Here is a 15813-nt window from a genome sequence, read left to right on the forward strand (position 1 = left end):
ATCCATGCATTCTTGCGCCGCCCTGACGGGTGGCGGGGGGTGGCGGGGCCGTGTCCCGAAGGATCGGTCCCCGCCCCCTCAGGCTCAGGCGCGGGTCTGAACGCCACCGGCCTGGCCGGCGGTCGTGGTCGCCGGGGTCGCCTTGACGGCGGCCGGCTTGGCAGCGGCACCGACGGTGGCGGGACGAACCGCACCGTTCGAGGCCAGGAAGCCCAGCACGTCGTTCGAGAAGGACGACAGGTCTTCCGCGATGCCCTTGTTGCGGCGCTGCAGCCAGTTGTAGGCGAGCACGGCCGGAACGGCGACGACGAGACCCAGAGCGGTCATGATGAGCGCTTCACCGACCGGACCGGCGACGGCGTCGATCGACGCCTGGCCCGACGAGCCGATCTTGATGAGCGCGCGGTAGATGCCGATAACGGTACCGAACAGACCGATGAACGGCGCGGTCGCACCGACGGTCGCGAGGAAGGCGAGACCGCCGCCCAGCTTCGAGTTGATCGCGGCTTCCGAACGCGCCAGCGAACCGTGCAGCCAGTCATGCGCCTCGACCGGGTCGGTCAGCTTCGAGTGCTGGTCCTGCGCGGCCAGACCGTCGTCGACGATCTGCTTGTAGGCCGAGTTCTTCTCGAGCTTGGCCGAACCCTCGCGCAGCGAGTTCGACGACCAGAAGCCCTGACGGACGCGCTTCGCCTGGTTGATGATCTTCTGCTGCTCGAACAGCTTCGAGAACAGGATGTAGAAGGAGACGATCGACATCAAGCAGAGGATGGTGAACACCGACTGCGAGATGAGGCCGCCTTCCTTCAGGGCCTGGCCGAGACCGTAGGGATTTTCGGCACCGGCCGCTGCGCCGCCCGCGGCGAGGATGGTGGTGAGCATGGTTGGTTAGGTCCTCTGACTAAAGCGTTGGGTTTGATCGGCTTTTAGCCGTTATTCCTGTGGCAGCTGCCAACGGATGTTAAGCGTATAGGACGAGGCGACCGGATTGCCGCCGGCGTCCTGCGCCGGGGTAAAGCGGACACGCGCCTTCGAAATGCGACACGTCGCATCGTCCAGGGCCCGGTTGCCGCTGCTCGACAGGATCGAACAGTCGGTGACGCGCCCGTCGGTGCCGATCGACAGCTTGGCCGACACGCGACCTTCCGCGCCTTCGCGCTGGGCCGAGGGCGGATAGGCGTCGGGACCGAAATACTGGCCCGGGTTACCGCGCAGACCGGCCGCCTTCGACACCGCGGGCGGCGCCGGCGGAGCAGGAGGAGACGGCGGCGCAGGCGGGGCCGGCGGAGCCGTGGGCTGGCTGAGCGGAATGACCGACGTCGTCGTGACGGCGGGTGCGGGCACCGGCAGCTGCACGATCGGCGGCGGAGTCACCACCGTGGTCGGCGGCGGCGGCTCTTCCACGTTGAACGTGTCGAGCTTTTCGGTGGCCTTCTTCACGTACTGGTAAGCCAGCCCCGTGACGAAGGCGTATCCCAGGGCAGCATGGATGAGCACGACGATAACGATCGCGACCACCTTGCCCCCGGACATCTTCTGGTCAGTATAGGCCATTCAGCAACGAAACTCCTCAGTCTGCCAGTTTCGCCTCGCCGTAGCGTGGGGACGTGGGAAACTCCTGCCATGCTCTTACGGCATACGGCAGAGCCTCGAACCCTATCGTGACGGCTGGCGCGGCGCAATCAGTTTGTCGGACGTAATAAACGTACAACCGGCACGTGACGAAATTATTTCTGTACCGTTAATGCACGAAGGAGTAGCCCAAAGCGATGAATCCGCTGTCCCACGCCGTTCGCGCTTGCGTCTTGACCCTGGCGATTCCCACTTTCGTCACCCCCCTTTCCGCCCAAATCACCACCCGGCCGTCGATACGCCCCGGTGATTCGATGGTAGCGCAAACAGGACCCGGCTATGCCGACCTGGCCGATCTGGTGCTTTCCGCCCCGGTGATCGCGGACGTGACGATCCGATCGGCAACCGCGATCAAGGGGGCCGAGGCCGTGGGCGTCGCGCCCGGACATCAGCGTTTCTATGTCGAGGCCGATGTCGGCACGCTGATCCGCGGGGCTGGCGGATTGCCCGCGCGGGTCGGCTATCTGTTCGATGCCGCCACCGATGCGCGGGGTCGGGCGCCCAAGCTGAAGAAGATGCGCGTCCTGATCTATGCGCGTCGCGTGCCCAATGCCGCCGATCAGCTCCAGCTCGTTGCCCCTGACGCGCAATTGCCCTGGGCGCCCGATATCGAGCAGCGCAGCCGCACCATCGCGCGCGACGCCCTGTCCCCGGACGCCCCGCCGGTCATCACCGGCGTCGGCAACGCTTTCTATGTCGCGGGCAGCCTGCCGGGCGAAGGCGAGACGCAAATCTTCCTGACCACCGCCAACAACCGCCCCGTCTCGCTGTCGGTGCTGCGCCGTCCGGGTGAGGAGCGCCGCTATGCCGTGGCGCTGAGCGAGATCGTCGACGAGTCCGCCGCCCCGCCCGCGCGCGATACGCTGCTCTGGTATCGCCTCGCCTGCGCCTTGCCGGAATCGCTGCCCGACCAAAGCACCGCATCGCTGTCGCCCGAGGATGCCGAGGCCGCGCGCGACGATTATCGCTTCGTGCTGCAAAAGCTCGGCCCCTGCGGGCGCGAGCGTCAGGTGCCGACCGCCAGCAACTGACCCGTGACGGAAAGGGCGGCGGCGAGATAGGCGACCGCCGCCGCGACCGCCGCATCCGACGCGTCCGGCGACGGCACGACCGCATTGATCCGCGCGCCGGGGGCGGCATCGATGGCAAGCGGCGCGATCGCCGCCTCGACCATGGCCTGCGCGACGGGATCGCGGCCCGGCATCAGCACCAACACCAGATCGACACCCGGATGGGCGGCAGCCGCGACCGACACATCCGCCTCAGGGGGCAGATCGACTCGTCGGGCCGCCATGCCGGTCAGCGCCGGTGGCGGACCAGGGTGATGCCGATCGCCTCGCCTTCCTCGGCGATGGCCAGCTTGACGATCTTGACCTGCACCCGGCGCACCCGCTTGTCCTGAAGGAAGAGCGTATCGCAGATATGGTCGGCAACCCCCTCGATCAGCGTGAAATGCACGCCTTGGGGCAGCGCGGTCGCGGCGTGTTTGAGGTCGAGATAATTTTTGGACTCGGTCAGCGGGCTGTCGGGCGTGTACCGCACCGGACAGTCGAGATCGACGGTCAGCGAGATGCGCAGCGGCTGCGGCAAATGGGTTTCCTCGGAATAGATGCCGGTCAGCACCTGCACTTCGAGGTCGTGGACTTCGAGTTGAAGACGGTCTTCCATGCCAGCGCCTCTAGCAGAGCGTGCGCGGATGGGAAGCATCCGGGGGAAAGCATCAGGGAAAGCTTGCATCGCCCCGCCGTCGCGCTAAGGGCGCGCGTCCCCTTCCCGCCACCGGACCGCCGCCGCTTGACCGTCACGCCCGTCCTTGTCCCGCTCGACGCGGTCGATCCCGCCGAGGTGGAGGCGCTGCTAGACCGTGCCTTCCCGCCGGGGCGACAGGCGCGCACCGCCTATAAGGTGCGGGGCAGCGTCGCGCCGATCCGGGACTTGTGCTTCGCGATGGTCGAGGACGGCGCTCTGATCGGTTCGATCCAGTGCTGGCCGGTCGCGCTGACCGACGATGCGGGGGCCGTGCACCCGCTGATCATGGTGGGCCCCGTCGCGGTCGCGCCCGATCGCCAGCGCGACGGCATCGGCCGGCACCTGTTGAACCATATGCTGGCGGTCGCCGCTTCGCGGGAGCTCGACCGTGCGCTGATGCTGATCGGCGATCCGGAATATTATGGCCGCTTCTTCGGCTTCACCGCCGAGCGGACCGGGGGATGGCGCTTGCCGGGGCCGGTCGAGCGGCATCGCCTGCTGGCGCGCGGGGCGGATGTACCCGCCGTCGCCGGGATGCTGGGCCCCGATCCAGCACGGGAGCAAGCCACCGGCCTTTACCTGAGCCCCGTCCGTCCCTAACTCGGGCGGATCATGCCGATGGCGCCGCCCCCCGACCTGTCCTCGCTCAGCCTCGCCGAAATCGTCCAGGCGATGGAGGCGCAGAAACTGCCGCCCGTATCGCAATGGAATCCCAGCCATTGCGGCGACAGCGAGATGCGGATCGCGCGCGACGGCACCTGGTTTCACCAGGGCAGCCCGATCACCCGCCCCGCCATGGTCCGGCTGTTCTCCACCATCCTGCGGCGCGAACCCGATGGCCGCCACGTCCTGGTCACCCCGGTCGAAAAGCTGGACATCGCTGTCGAGGACGCCCCCTTCGTGGCGGTGGCGATGAAGGCCGAGGGCGAAGGCCGGGACGGTCGGCTGGTGTTCCAGCTCAATACCGGCGATCTGGTCGCCGCCGGTCCCGCGCATCCGCTGCGCTTCGTCGAGGGGGAGGATGGCCCCCGCCCCTATCTGCACGTTCGCGACGGGCTGGAGGCGTTGATCGCGCGACCCGTCTATTACGAACTGGCCGAACGCGCGCTGGTCGGTGACGACCAGGTGCCGGGGGTATGGAGCGACACTGTCTTCTTTCCTCTGACGGACGCGACCGCCGCATGACGCTGGCCGAAAGGCTGGCCCAGGCGATGGCGCGTATTCCCGCCGCCGACCTGCTGACCGGCGACGGAATCGAGCCGCACGACATGACGGCGACACCCACCGCCGCCGCCGTGCTGGTGCCCGTCACCGACCGCGCCGAGCCGGGCGTCGTCCTGACCCAGCGGACCGACACGCTGCGCAACCATGCCGGGCAGATCGCCTTTCCCGGTGGGCGCGCCGATCCGGGCGATGCCGATCTGGTCGCGACCGCGCTGCGCGAGGCGGAAGAGGAGATCGGCCTGCGCCCCGGCATCGTCACCGTAGTCGGGCTGGCCGACCGCTATCGCACCGTCACGGGGTTCGAGGTGACGCCGGTGCTGGGCGTCATTCCGCCCGACCTGACGCTGCACCCCGCAGAGGCGGAGGTGGCCGACCTGTTCGAGGTGCCGCTCGCCTTCCTCCTCGATCCTGCCCATCACCACCGGGTCAGCGCGCCGTGGCGCGGGCGGACCCGGTATTTCTACGAGATATTATGGAACGACCGGCGCATCTGGGGCGCGACCGCCGCGATGATCGTCAACCTGTCGCGGCGGCTGCAATGGGCGGCCTGAACCCTGTGACCGCGCCCTGGGTGGAACGCGCGGAGTTGATCGCGCTGGCGCAGCGGCTGGAAGCGCGTTTCGTCGGCGGGGCGGTGCGCGACTCGTTGCTGGGCCATGCGGTGGCAGATATCGATCTGGCCACGCCGCTTTCGCCGGAAACGGTGATCGAGCGGGTGCGCGACAGCGGCTTCAAACCGGTGCCGACCGGAATCGCGCATGGCACCGTCACCGCCGTCCTGCCCGATGGCCCGGTCGAGGTCACGACGCTGCGCCGCGACGTATCGACCGATGGCCGCCATGCCGTCGTCGCCTTCACCGACGACTGGCGAGAGGATGCGGCGCGGCGCGACTTCACGATGAACGCGCTCTATGCCGATCCGGCGAGCGGCGAGCTGTTCGACTATTTCGGCGGGCTGGACGATCTGAAGGCGGGGCGGGTGCGCTTCATCGGCGATCCGTTGCAGCGCATCGCCGAGGATCATCTTCGCATCCTGCGCTTCTTCCGCTTCCATGCGCGCTTCGGCCAGGCGGTGGACGAGGTCGGGCTGGAGGCCTGTACCCGGCGCGCCAACGACCTCATGGCCCTGTCGCGGGAGCGGATCGCGGCGGAACTGCTCAAGCTGCTGGTGGCGCCGCGCGCGGTGCCGGTGATCGCGCTGATGGTCGAACGCGGTATCTTTCGCGCGGTCATTCCGGAGATCGATGCCGAAGGCGCCGCGCGGCTTGCCGTCCTGATGGAACGCGAGGGGACGGCGGGGGTCGCACCCGATGCCATCCGCCGCCTCGCCGCGCTTCTTCCCCCACAGGCCGCCGAGGCGGTGGGCGCGCGGTTGAAGCTGTCCAACCTCGACCGCAAGCGCCTGATCGCCGCGACCGCAGGGCCGGGCGACGAAGGCCCCCATGCGCTCGCCTATCGCGTCGGCGTCGCGGGCGCGGTGGATCGTCTGCTGCTGGCGGGCGAACCGGTCGACGCGATCCGCGACTGGACCCCGCCCACCCTGCCGCTGACCGGCGGGGCACTGGTGGCGCGCGGCATCGGCAAGGGGCCGGAGGTGGCGCGGCTGTTGCGGCAGGTCGAAAGCCGCTGGATCGCGGAAGGCTTCCCCGATGCGGCGCGGGTCGGCGAACTGGCCGACGCGGCGGTGGCTCAGGCCTGATCGGCGATCATCGCCCAGGCGGCATCGGGCTCGAGCGGGCGGGCATAGAAATATCCCTGGCCATAGGTGCATCCCAGCGCCGCCAGCGTATGGCCCAGCTCGATCGCCTCGATCCCCTCGGCGGTCGTCTGCATGCCCAGGGCCTGCGCCAGGCCCAGGATCGCACGGACGATGGCGATCTTGTCGCGGTCGGCCAGCATGCCGTTGATGAAGCTGCGATCGATCTTCAGCACATCGATGGGCAGCTTCTGAAGATAGGCCAGGCTGGAATAGCCGGTGCCGAAATCGTCCATCGCGATGGTGGTGCCCAGCGCCTTCATCGCCTTCATGATCGCGGTCACCCGGTCGGGATCGCCGACGATCGCGCTCTCGGTCAACTCCAGCGTCAGCCGGTCGCCCGAGATCCCCGCACCCGCCAGCGCCGATTCGATCAGCGCCGGGATATCGTCGCGCTGCAACTGGATCGCCGAGACATTGACCGACAGGCGAACGCCGCAATTGCCGCCCGCCGCCCGGTCCCACTCGGCCAGTTGCCGCAACCCCTCATGCACCGCCCAGCGACCCAGCGGCACGATGAGGCCAGACTCCTCCGCGACGGGAATGAAGTCGGTCGGCGAGTGATTCTGCCCGTCCACGTCGCACCAGCGCGCCAGCGCCTCGAACGCGACGGTCTTGCCCGTCGAAAGGTCGCAGATCGGTTGGTAGGCCAGATGCAGGCCGTCCTGCTCGATCGCCCGGCGAAGCGCGGTTTCCATCGCGAACTGGGCGCGCGCGATGGTGAAGGCCTGGGGGTGATAGATTTCGGTGCGGCCCGCCGACTTGGCGTGTTTGACCGCGAACTGGGCGTGGCGGATAAGCTCCTCCGCATCGCCGTCCGGCCCCTCGTTGAAGGCGATGCCGACCGATGCCTCGACATTGACCTCGTAATCGGTCAGCCGGAACGGCGCGCGCATCGCGCGGTCGATCCGTTCGGCCAGGACATGCGCCTCGTCCTCGCTGCCGTCGATCATCATCAGGATGCCGAATTCGTTGCCGCCGATCCGGCCGATCGAGTCGCGCGACCGCAGCGCCCCCTTGACCCGGCGGGCCACGGTGATGAGCAACTCGTCCCCGACCAGCGACCCCATACAGGCGTTCAGCCGCCCGAACCGGTTGAGGTCGATGACCAGCACCGCATGGCGCTGCCCCGTCGCCATCACCGATTCGATCAGGTCGCCAAAGCCCTGCCGATTGGGCAGGCCGGTCAGGCTGTCGGTCGTCATCTCGCGACGAAGGCTGCGCTCGGTATGATGCTGCGCCGTGTGATCGACCAGCATGAGGACGCAAATGCCAGTCTCCCCTTCCGCAGGCCGCGTCAACGTCGCCTGGAAATAGCGGCAGTCGATCGCGTCGCCCAGTTGCAGCGGGAATTCGACCGAGCCCTGGTCGGACGCCAGAAACGCCTCGATCCGCTGCGCCAGCTCGGTCATCAGCATCGTCTGGGTCCGGTCTTCGTCCAACCCGGCGCGACGGAATGCATCGTTGACGGCGGCGACGGTCAGGCGCCCTTGGGACAGTCGGATTTCCGCCGCCGGAATCGCCATGATCCGGATCGCGCATGACGTCAGCGACGCGAATCTTCGCGCCGAAGGACGTTGCGTCGGATAAGCAATCGAAGCCATCTCCTGCTCCGAATAGCGGACGAACGTTAAAACCGCCTAAAAATGAGCGAGATAAGCTTCGCCCGATCCGCGGCCTTCGTCCTAAGCCTTTAGAATAGCGGCAGACCGAGTCCCGTCAGTCGAACCGATTGTCGCGGGGGAAGCCGGTCGGCGGCATCCGTCCCGCCGCACCGCGCGCCGTTCGCCAGGCCGACAGATCGGTTTCCGTGCGGGTCCGCCCGCTTTCCCCGCCCATGGTCCAACTGAGGCCGTCCTTGAACGTAAAGGTCGTCGCATCCGACAGACCGCCGTCCCGATAGCGTTGCAACTGGACGCCGGTGCCGCGCGACAGCTCGACGAACTCGGTCAGGGGGAAGACCAGCAATTTGCGATTGTCGCCGATCGCCGCGACATAATCATGCTCGGGGCCGATCGGTCGCACGACCTTCAACGTCGCTCCGGCGCGTGGGGTCAGCACCGTCTTTCCTTTCCGCGTCTCGGCGATGGTGTCGGCGGCGGGCACGATGAAGCCGCGCCCGTCCGATGCCGCGACCAGCAGCTTGGCGGCGCGGGCGGCAGGCAGGAAGCCGACGATGCCGATCGATCCGTCCAGGTCGATCATCGCGCGCACCGGCTCGCCGAAGCCGCGCCCGCCCGGCAGCTTGTCGGCGGAAAGCGTGAAGAACCGCCCGTTCGCCGCCGCCAGCAACAGCTTGTCGGTCGTCTGCGCGTGGAAGGCGAAGGCGGGGCCGTCCCCTTCCTTGAACTTGGCGGTGTCGGCGGAGGCGAGATCGACATGCCCCTTCATCGCGCGGATCCAGCCGCGCTGCGACAGGATGACGGTGATCGGTTCGCGTTCGATCATCGCCTCCAGGGGTATGTCGCGGGTCGGCGCGGCTTCCTCGATCAGCGTGCGGCGTGCGCCCAGTACGGTTTCGGGGCCATAGCGGTCGCGGATCTTGCCAAGATCCTTTTTCATCCGCGTCCGCTGGCGCTGTTCGGAGCCGAGCAGCAAGGTCAGTTGCTCGCGTTCCTTGTCCAGCTTGTCGCGCTCGCCGCGAATCTCGAATTCTTCGAGGCGGCGGAGCGACCGGAGGCGCATGTTGAGGATCGCCTCGGCCTGACGGTCGGTCAGGCGAAATTCCTCGATCATCACCGCCTTGGGCTCATCCTCGGTGCGGATGATCTCGATCACGCGGTCCAGGTTGAGATAGGCGACCAGATAGCCTTCGAGCAGTTCGATCCGGTCGGCGATCTTGCCCAGGCGATGTTCGGAGCGACGGCGCAGCACCACGAACTGATGCTCGACCCAGGCGGCCAGTGCCTCGCGCAAGCTCATGACGCGCGGGGTGCGGTCCTTGTCCAGCACGTTGAGGTTCAGGCTGACCCGCGTCTCCAGATCGGAGAAGCGGAACAACCCGTCCATCAGCACCTGCGGATCGACGGTGCGCGCGCGCGGCTCCAGCACGATGCGGACCTGGGCATCCGATTCGTCGCGAACATCCGCCAGGATCGGCAGCTTCTTGTCGTTGATGAGCGTGGCGATCTGTTCGATCAGCTTGCCCTTGGCGACGCCGTAGGGGATTTCGCTGATGACGATCTGCCAGCCGCCGCCCTTCTCCCGCTCGATCTCCCAGCGGGCGCGGACGCGGAAGCCGCCCCGGCCGGTGGTGTAGCTTTCGCGCAGGATGGCGGGCGCATCGACGACGAGACCGCCGGTGGGGAAGTCCGGCCCCTTGACCAGCGCCAGGATCGCATCGTCGTCCGCATCCGGCTGGTCCACCAGCAGGATCGCGGCCTCCAGCAACTCCGCGGCGTTGTGGGGCGGGATGCTGGTCGCCATGCCGACCGCGATGCCACTCGCGCCGTTCGCCAGCAGATTGGGGAACAGGCCGGGGAAGAGTTCGGGCTCCTGCTCCTCGCCATTATAGGTCGGGCGATAGGCGACGGCGTCTTCGTCCAGCCCGTCCATCAGGTCGATCGCGACCTGGGTCAGCCGCGCCTCGGTATAACGGTACGCGGCGGCGTTATCGCCGTCGATATTGCCGAAGTTGCCCTGCCCGTCGACCAGCGGATAACGCAGTGCGAAATCCTGCGCCAGGCGGACCATCGCGTCATAGACCGACTGGTCGCCATGCGGGTGATATTTACCGATCACATCGCCGACGACACGCGCGCACTTCTTATAGCCCGCCGCCGGATCGAGCTTCAGTAGCCGCATCGCCCAGAGCAGCCGCCGGTGCACGGGCTTCAGCCCGTCGCGCACATCGGGCAGCGAGCGCGCGGTGATCGTGGACAGCGCATAGACCAGATACCGCTCGGACAACGCACTGTCGAACGGGGCATCGAGGATGCCGACGGGGGGATTGTCGCGGAGATCGATCGCCATGGAGCATGAGCTTCTAGCAAGCCCTTGGGGCCGGGGCAATCGGGCGGATCAAATAGGGAACGCCCCCTCAAAGGACGAAAGCGGGCGCGATGGGTATCGCGCCCGCTTTCTGTCCGGCGACGCCGGGCGAATTACGACTGGTTCGCCTGGGCCTGCGCCACATCCTGCTGGAAGTGATCGCCCGCGGCTACGGTGCAGTTCTGGAAGGCGACGGGGGTGAAGGTCTCGACCCCGGCGACCTCCTCCTTGGTCACGGCCTTGCCCTTTGTCGTGTGGCCGGGCGCGAAGGCGACGACCTCGGGGCGGAAGGTGGCGAGGACATCCGCCGTGTCGCGGCAGGCGACTGTGCGTTCGTTGTTGCCGTTCTTGACCACCGCGATGGCCTCCATGCCGTTGGCGAGCGGGACATGCGCCTGCTCTCAGATCAGCGGCTGCTGTGCTGCATCAATCGGCCGCGCAACGGCAGTTCCCGCCGTCAGCACCAGAGCCCCACCAACAACACCGATCATCAACTTGTTCATGACCACCTCCTTTGCAAGCATGTCCAAGAACCAACAACTTCGACGATCGGTTTCCTGTTCTTTCCGCGTTACGTTATTTTCATCGATCATCGACCATTTATCCATCATGGACCAAAGGTGACGGCATTTTTATCTTGTCATGTCCATTTCAGGGCGGAATCCTATCCGCATGCCCGGCTCCATTGCACCGCCGCGCTCCTTCCTTTATAGGCCGCCCCATCCCGCCTCGGGCCTCAGCATGGGGGCGCCGGGGCCGTACTCATTTCAGGGGACCGCCGCATGGCTCGCCGCCGCCAAATCTACGAAGGCAAGGCCAAGATCCTGTACGAGGGCCCCGAGCCCGGCACGCTGATCCAGTATTTCAAGGACGACGCCACCGCGTTCAATGCCCAGAAAAAGGGCACGATCAACGGCAAGGGCGTGCTGAACAACCGCATCTCCGAGCATGTCTTCACCATGCTCGACCATATCGGCGTGCCGACCCACTTCATCCGCCGCCTGAACATGCGCGAGCAGCTGATCCGCCAGGTCGAGATCGTGCCGATCGAAGTCGTGGTGCGCAACGTCGCGGCGGGCTCGCTGTCCAAGCGTCTGGGCATCGAAGAGGGCGTGAAGCTGCCCCGCACGATCATCGAATATTATTACAAGGACGATGCGCTGGGCGACCCGATGGTCACCGACGAGCATATCGCCTGCTTCGGCTGGGCCAGCCAGGAAGAGATGCACGACATCGCCGACCTGGCGATCCGCGTGAACGATTTCCTGTCGGGGATGTTCGCCGCGATCGGCATCCGCCTGGTCGACTTCAAGCTGGAATTCGGCCGCATCTGGGACAATGACTTCGGCCGGATCATCCTGGCCGACGAGATCAGCCCCGATGGCTGCCGCCTGTGGGACATGACCACCAACGAAAAGCTGGACAAGGATCGCTTTCGTCGCGACCTGGGCGGCGAGGTGGAGGCCTATCAGGAAGTGGCGCGCCGTCTGGGCCTGCTGCCCGAGGGGGGCGACACCGCCGTCCTCGACCTGGAAGAACACCGCAAGAGCCGGGGCAAGTCATGAAGCTGAAGATTTTCGTCACCCTGAAGCCCGGCGTGCTCGATCCGCAGGGCAAGGCGATCCAGCACGCGCTGGGCAGCCTGGGCTTTGCGGGCGTCGACGACGTGCGCGCAGGCAAGCTGATCGAGATGCAGGTCGCCGACGAGACGACCGACGCGCAGATCGATGAGATGTGCCGCCAGTTGCTGGCCAACACCGTGATCGAGAATTACCGGGTGGAGCGCGCCTGATGAAGACCGCCGTGATCGTCTTTCCGGGCTCGAACTGCGACCGCGACCTCGCCGTCGCGCTGGAGGCGGTGACGGGCGTCAAGCCGGCCATGGTCTGGCACGGCGACAACGAACTCCCCGAGGGGCTGGGGCTGATCGGCGTGCCGGGCGGCTTTTCCTATGGCGATTACCTCCGCTGCGGCGCGATCGCGGCCCGCTCGCCGATCATGCGCGCGGTGGTGGACAGCGCGAACAAGGGCATGCCGGTGTTCGGCGTGTGCAACGGCTTCCAGGTACTGGCGGAGACCGGGCTGCTGCCCGGCGCGCTGATGCGCAACCGGTCGCTCAACTTCGTGTGCCGCGACGTGGACCTGGAGGTGGCGAACACCGACAGCGCCTTCACGCGCCTCTATGCCGAGGGCGAGACGATCCGCATTCCCGTCGCGCATCATGACGGCAATTACTTCGCCGATGCCGAGACGCTGGACCGGCTGGAAGGCGAAGGCCGCGTGGCGTTCCGCTATGCCGAGGACGTGAACGGCTCGGCCCGGGGCATCGCGGGCGTGCTGAACGAGCGTCGCAACGTGCTGGGCATGATGCCCCACCCCGAGCGCCGCATCGAAGCCGCGCACGGCGGCGACCATGGCCGACGCCTGTTCGAGGGCCTGCTGGAGATGGTGGGAGCGTAACCTTTACCTCCGTTCAGCCTGAGCGAAGTCGAAGGCCACGGGATGACATTTGAAAGGGGAAGTGGGGTGGCTCGCTTCCCCTTTTCATTGGAGTTCACACGAAGCCGCGATGACGCGAAGAAGAAGGTTGGTTCGCGCGGAGGCGCGGAGGCGCGGAGGACGCGGAGGTGTCTCGTACTTGGCGACGTCTTCCTGCCCCACTCAGGTTTTTGACAGAAGCATGAAGCTGCCGCTGCGTCCGCCCTCTCTGCGTCCTCCGCGCCTCCGCGCGAACCAATCTCTTATAAAAAACCTTCGCGTCATCGCGGCTTCGCGCGAACCAAATCCTCGCTCAAACCCGCGCCCGGAACGGCGTGAAGTCTGTCCCCTCGTCAAACACGTCCACCCCCTCGGCCCGCTTCAGCCAGCCGACGATCAGATAGGTCACCGGAGTCAGGATCACCTCCCAGCCCACTTTCAGCGCCCATTGGGTGAACAGAACGACGATCACCAGATGCGTCGTCCACCCTTCCGCCCCCCAAAAGGCCAGCGGATAGAAGATCAGGCTGTCCACCCCCTGCCCCACCAGCGTCGAGCCGATGGTCCGCGACCAGAGGTGCCGCCCGCCCGTCCACACCTTCATCCGCGCCATGACATAGGCATTGGTGAACTCCCCCGCCCAGAAGGCGCAGACGCTGGCGAAGACGATACGCGGCACCTGCCCGAAGATCACCTCATAGGCCGCCTGGTTGGTCCAGGTCGGAGCCGGAGGCAGCGCGACGACGACGAAGCTCATGAACGCCATGAACAGCACCGCCGCCGTCCCCGCCCAGATCACCCGCCGGGCTCGCGCATAACCATAGACTTCGGTCAGCACGTCGCCGATCACATAGCTAAGCGGAAAGAACAGGATACCCGCCCCGAACGGCCATTCGCCAATGAGCGGCAGGTTGATGACCGCGACCTTCCCCGCGCCGATGACGTTGGAGAGCAGCAGGATGGTGACGAACGCCGCCATGACGAAGTCGAACCACCGGAACGCGCCCCGTTCCATGTCGCGGTCCGCGACCACCCGTTCCACGTTCAAACCCCTGCCCCTTCGCGCCGTTCGGATCGGTATTTATCGCCATTCCCAACCCAAGCAAACCACGCTAGGAACCCCGCCATCCGCGCGTCCGTAGCTCAGTTGGATAGAGCAAGGAGCTTCTACCTCCTCGGTCGGGGGTTCGAATCCCTCCGGGCGCGCCATTTCTGTTCAGCTTTGGGCACTGCGGCACTCGGCGTCTGGGATGCTATGATCGCGCGTTCCAGCATCGCGTTACGCCCCGTGATCCGAACCTCGCGGTCGCCGACTTCGACGCGGTCCACGAGCAGGTGGATGTATTCCTTGCGCATCCTGCCGTCCGATTCGTCTAGCTTACGGCGAAGCAGATCGCCGAACCGGGCGATGATTTCAGGCGTGATTCGCCGATCACCAGCGTCGAGCTGCCGTTCGAGGACGGCGATGTCGGCTTGGGTGCTGGCCTTCTGCGCACGGATGTTGCCGAGTTCACTGGCGACTTGCGGATCGTCGGGGCTCAGCGTGTTGTTCCGGACCAGCCTGATTACGCTAGCGCTTTCGCCATCGAGTTGGGTCAGCCGGGCGCGTAGCCGTTTCAGTTCAGCGGCGCGCTCCGCGACGGCGGTGGCCGACCGGTCCAGCCATGTCTGCAGAAGCGTGGTCAGCCGTTCCGGCTGGACGAGATGGCGGGTCACCGCGCCGACGACCAGATCGTCCAGCTGCTCCATCGGAACGCGGCGTCCCGAGCATGCTTCCGGTCCGCGCTTGATCCGCGCCGAACAGGCGTAATAGCGATACTGACCGGACTTGCCGGTGCTGGTCATCATCCCCGCACCACAGCCGTCCCCCCCGCAACCGCAGACCGCGCGGCTGGTCAGCAGGTTCATGTTGGTCTTCGCAGCCGCTTCGCCCATCCGTGGGTCACGATCGGCCATCTGCTGGCGGACCGCGTAGAACGTCTCTTCATCGATAATCGGCGGGACCGGGATCGGCACCCAATCGCTTTCCGGCCGCGTCTCGCCCGTCCGCGAGTCCCGGCGGTTGAAGATGACATAGCCGATATAGGCGGTGTTGGTCAGGATGTTGTGCAGCGTGCCGATGCTGAACCGCTTGCCCCGGATACGGTAGCCGCGTTCGTTGAGGTGATGCGCCAAGCCCGTGACACCGATCGGCCCGCTCGCCGTGCCCTCAAGGTACGTCCTGAAGATGTAGCGGACCATGTCGACGGTCTCGGGGTCATGCTCCAGCTTTTTGCGGTCCTTGCCGCGCGCCTGCGGCACGGTGCAGGTGCGGAAGCCGATCGGCGGCGTCTGCCCGTTCCAGAAACCGTTGACGGCGTTGGCCACCATGGTGCGACGAACGTGCTTGGCGTTCTCGGCGGAATGATATTCGTCGAAGACGGCGAGCATCGACACGGCGAGGTCGGACGTCGGATCGTCGCCGAAATTCTGCGTCACCGAAATAATGCGGATCTTTTTGCTGCGGAGCCGCTCGCGATACTGCATGAAGTCGAGCGCGTTGCGGAACAGCCGCGACAGCGAATGCGCGAGAATGATGTCGACCGGGTGCTCGTCCGACTCGGCGAGCGCGATCATCTCGCGGAAGGCGCGCCGATGATCGTCGGTAGCGCTGCCCGCCTCTGAGAAGACTCGGACGGCCTGCGCGCCATGATCCTCGATCCAGCGTTCGGCGGTGGCGATCTGATCCGGCAGCGACAGGTCGTTCTTCTCCTGCCGCGTGGTCGAAACCCGCGCGTAGACGAAGACGCGCTTACCCGCGAACGTGTCGTTTCCCATGACCAGGCCTTTCGAACAGCGCGGCGATCTCGCCGCCGAACAGCCGATCGATCAGCGCGACCTCCTGTTCGAGGGTCGACCATGAATCGTCGAAGGCCGCGCTGACAAGCCCCGGATCGTTGAGGCGCGCATCACCGACCGGCGACGGGGAGGTCGCCTGGGTCGTT

At 66.4% G+C, this 15813-nt stretch carries 18 protein-coding genes and 1 tRNA gene; 10 read left to right on the forward strand and 9 right to left on the reverse strand.

What is annotated here, in order from left to right; translation table 11 throughout:
* Window positions 1-84 precede the first annotated feature (84 nt).
* Window positions 85-882, reverse strand: a complete 798-nt coding sequence (locus SM191_RS14910; protein WP_306998717.1) for a MotA/TolQ/ExbB proton channel family protein — start codon at window positions 880-882, stop codon at window positions 85-87.
* A 51-nt stretch (window positions 883-933) separates the two neighbouring features.
* Window positions 934-1554, reverse strand: coding sequence for an energy transducer TonB (locus SM191_RS14915; protein WP_341506887.1), 621 nt, complete (start codon window positions 1552-1554; stop codon window positions 934-936).
* 215 nt (window positions 1555-1769) lie between these two features.
* Between SM191_RS14915 and SM191_RS14920 the strand changes: the two genes are divergently transcribed.
* Window positions 1770-2663, forward strand: a complete 894-nt coding sequence (locus SM191_RS14920; RefSeq protein ID WP_445949870.1) for a hypothetical protein — start codon at window positions 1770-1772, stop codon at window positions 2661-2663.
* Here SM191_RS14920 and SM191_RS14925 read toward each other — a convergent pair.
* A complete protein-coding gene (locus SM191_RS14925) occupies window positions 2639-2926 on the reverse strand; it encodes a Rossmann fold domain-containing protein (protein WP_341506889.1) in 288 nt (95 codons plus the stop codon). The two genes, SM191_RS14920 and SM191_RS14925, sit on opposite strands and share 25 nt — an antisense overlap.
* A 5-nt stretch (window positions 2927-2931) precedes the next feature.
* Entirely contained in the window at window positions 2932-3300 is a 369-nt protein-coding gene (locus SM191_RS14930; protein WP_341506890.1) for a dihydroneopterin aldolase, read from the reverse strand.
* Window positions 3301-3426: 126 nt separating this feature from the next.
* Between SM191_RS14930 and SM191_RS14935 the strand changes: the two genes are divergently transcribed.
* The 4 genes from SM191_RS14935 to SM191_RS14950 are packed head-to-tail and all read left to right on the forward strand — an operon-like array spanning window position 3427 to window position 6304.
* The gene (locus SM191_RS14935) at window positions 3427-3981 is read left to right on the forward strand and encodes a GNAT family N-acetyltransferase (RefSeq protein ID WP_341506891.1); all 555 of its coding nucleotides are present in this window, start codon (window positions 3427-3429) and stop codon (window positions 3979-3981) included.
* Window positions 3982-3993: 12 nt separating this feature from the next.
* A complete protein-coding gene (locus SM191_RS14940; RefSeq protein WP_341506892.1) occupies window positions 3994-4566 on the forward strand; it encodes a DUF1285 domain-containing protein in 573 nt (190 codons plus the stop codon).
* Window positions 4563-5156: a CoA pyrophosphatase gene (locus SM191_RS14945; protein WP_341506893.1), complete on the forward strand. Its 594-nt coding sequence runs from the start codon at window positions 4563-4565 to the stop codon at window positions 5154-5156. The genes SM191_RS14940 and SM191_RS14945 overlap by 4 nt, the downstream gene beginning before the upstream one ends.
* Window positions 5144-6304, forward strand: coding sequence for a CCA tRNA nucleotidyltransferase (locus tag SM191_RS14950; RefSeq protein WP_341506894.1), 1161 nt, complete (start codon window positions 5144-5146; stop codon window positions 6302-6304). The genes SM191_RS14945 and SM191_RS14950 overlap by 13 nt, the downstream gene beginning before the upstream one ends.
* Here SM191_RS14950 and SM191_RS14955 read toward each other — a convergent pair.
* Entirely contained in the window at window positions 6295-7887 is a 1593-nt protein-coding gene (locus SM191_RS14955; protein ID WP_341506895.1) for a putative bifunctional diguanylate cyclase/phosphodiesterase, read from the reverse strand. The genes SM191_RS14950 and SM191_RS14955 overlap by 10 nt on opposite strands.
* 193 nt (window positions 7888-8080) lie before the next feature.
* The gene (gene parC, locus SM191_RS14960) at window positions 8081-10333 is read right to left on the reverse strand and encodes a DNA topoisomerase IV subunit A (RefSeq protein ID WP_341506896.1); all 2253 of its coding nucleotides are present in this window, start codon (window positions 10331-10333) and stop codon (window positions 8081-8083) included.
* Between the two features lie 89 nt (window positions 10334-10422).
* Here parC and SM191_RS14965 point away from each other — a divergent pair, with 89 nt between their 5' ends.
* The 4 genes from SM191_RS14965 (at window position 10423) to purQ (ending at window position 12811) form a co-directional block, all read left to right on the forward strand.
* Window positions 10423-11064 (forward strand): hypothetical protein, encoded by a 642-nt coding sequence (locus tag SM191_RS14965; protein WP_341506897.1) that lies wholly within the window; start codon window positions 10423-10425, stop codon window positions 11062-11064.
* Between the two features lie 69 nt (window positions 11065-11133).
* Window positions 11134-11916: a phosphoribosylaminoimidazolesuccinocarboxamide synthase gene (gene purC / locus SM191_RS14970; RefSeq protein WP_058744537.1), complete on the forward strand. Its 783-nt coding sequence runs from the start codon at window positions 11134-11136 to the stop codon at window positions 11914-11916.
* Window positions 11913-12143, forward strand: coding sequence for a phosphoribosylformylglycinamidine synthase subunit PurS (purS, locus tag SM191_RS14975; protein WP_175313981.1), 231 nt, complete (start codon window positions 11913-11915; stop codon window positions 12141-12143). The genes purC and purS overlap by 4 nt, the downstream gene beginning before the upstream one ends.
* Window positions 12143-12811, forward strand: a complete 669-nt coding sequence (gene purQ / locus SM191_RS14980; protein ID WP_341506898.1) for a phosphoribosylformylglycinamidine synthase subunit PurQ — start codon at window positions 12143-12145, stop codon at window positions 12809-12811. Before purS ends, purQ begins: the two co-directional genes overlap by 1 nt.
* 331 nt (window positions 12812-13142) lie before the next feature.
* On the opposite strand, the gene SM191_RS14985 is transcribed toward purQ, so the two are convergent.
* Window positions 13143-13844, reverse strand: a complete 702-nt coding sequence (locus tag SM191_RS14985) for a queuosine precursor transporter (RefSeq protein WP_341506902.1) — start codon at window positions 13842-13844, stop codon at window positions 13143-13145.
* 117 nt (window positions 13845-13961) lie between these two features.
* On the opposite strand from SM191_RS14985, the gene SM191_RS14990 reads away from it, so the two are divergent.
* Window positions 13962-14038: transfer RNA gene (locus SM191_RS14990), tRNA-Arg, on the forward strand.
* Here SM191_RS14990 and SM191_RS19880 read toward each other — a convergent pair.
* Both SM191_RS19880 and SM191_RS15000 read right to left on the reverse strand, forming a co-directional pair.
* A complete protein-coding gene (locus SM191_RS19880) occupies window positions 13997-15646 on the reverse strand; it encodes a recombinase family protein (protein ID WP_445949871.1) in 1650 nt (549 codons plus the stop codon). The two genes, SM191_RS14990 and SM191_RS19880, sit on opposite strands and share 42 nt — an antisense overlap.
* The coding region (locus SM191_RS15000) for a hypothetical protein (RefSeq protein ID WP_341506900.1) at window positions 15621-15813 on the reverse strand (193 nt) is incomplete at its 5' end. The genes SM191_RS19880 and SM191_RS15000, both read right to left, overlap by 26 nt.

Source organism: Sphingomonas sp. 2378, assembly GCF_038084995.1.
Taxonomy (GTDB): Bacteria; Pseudomonadota; Alphaproteobacteria; order Sphingomonadales; family Sphingomonadaceae; genus Sphingomonas.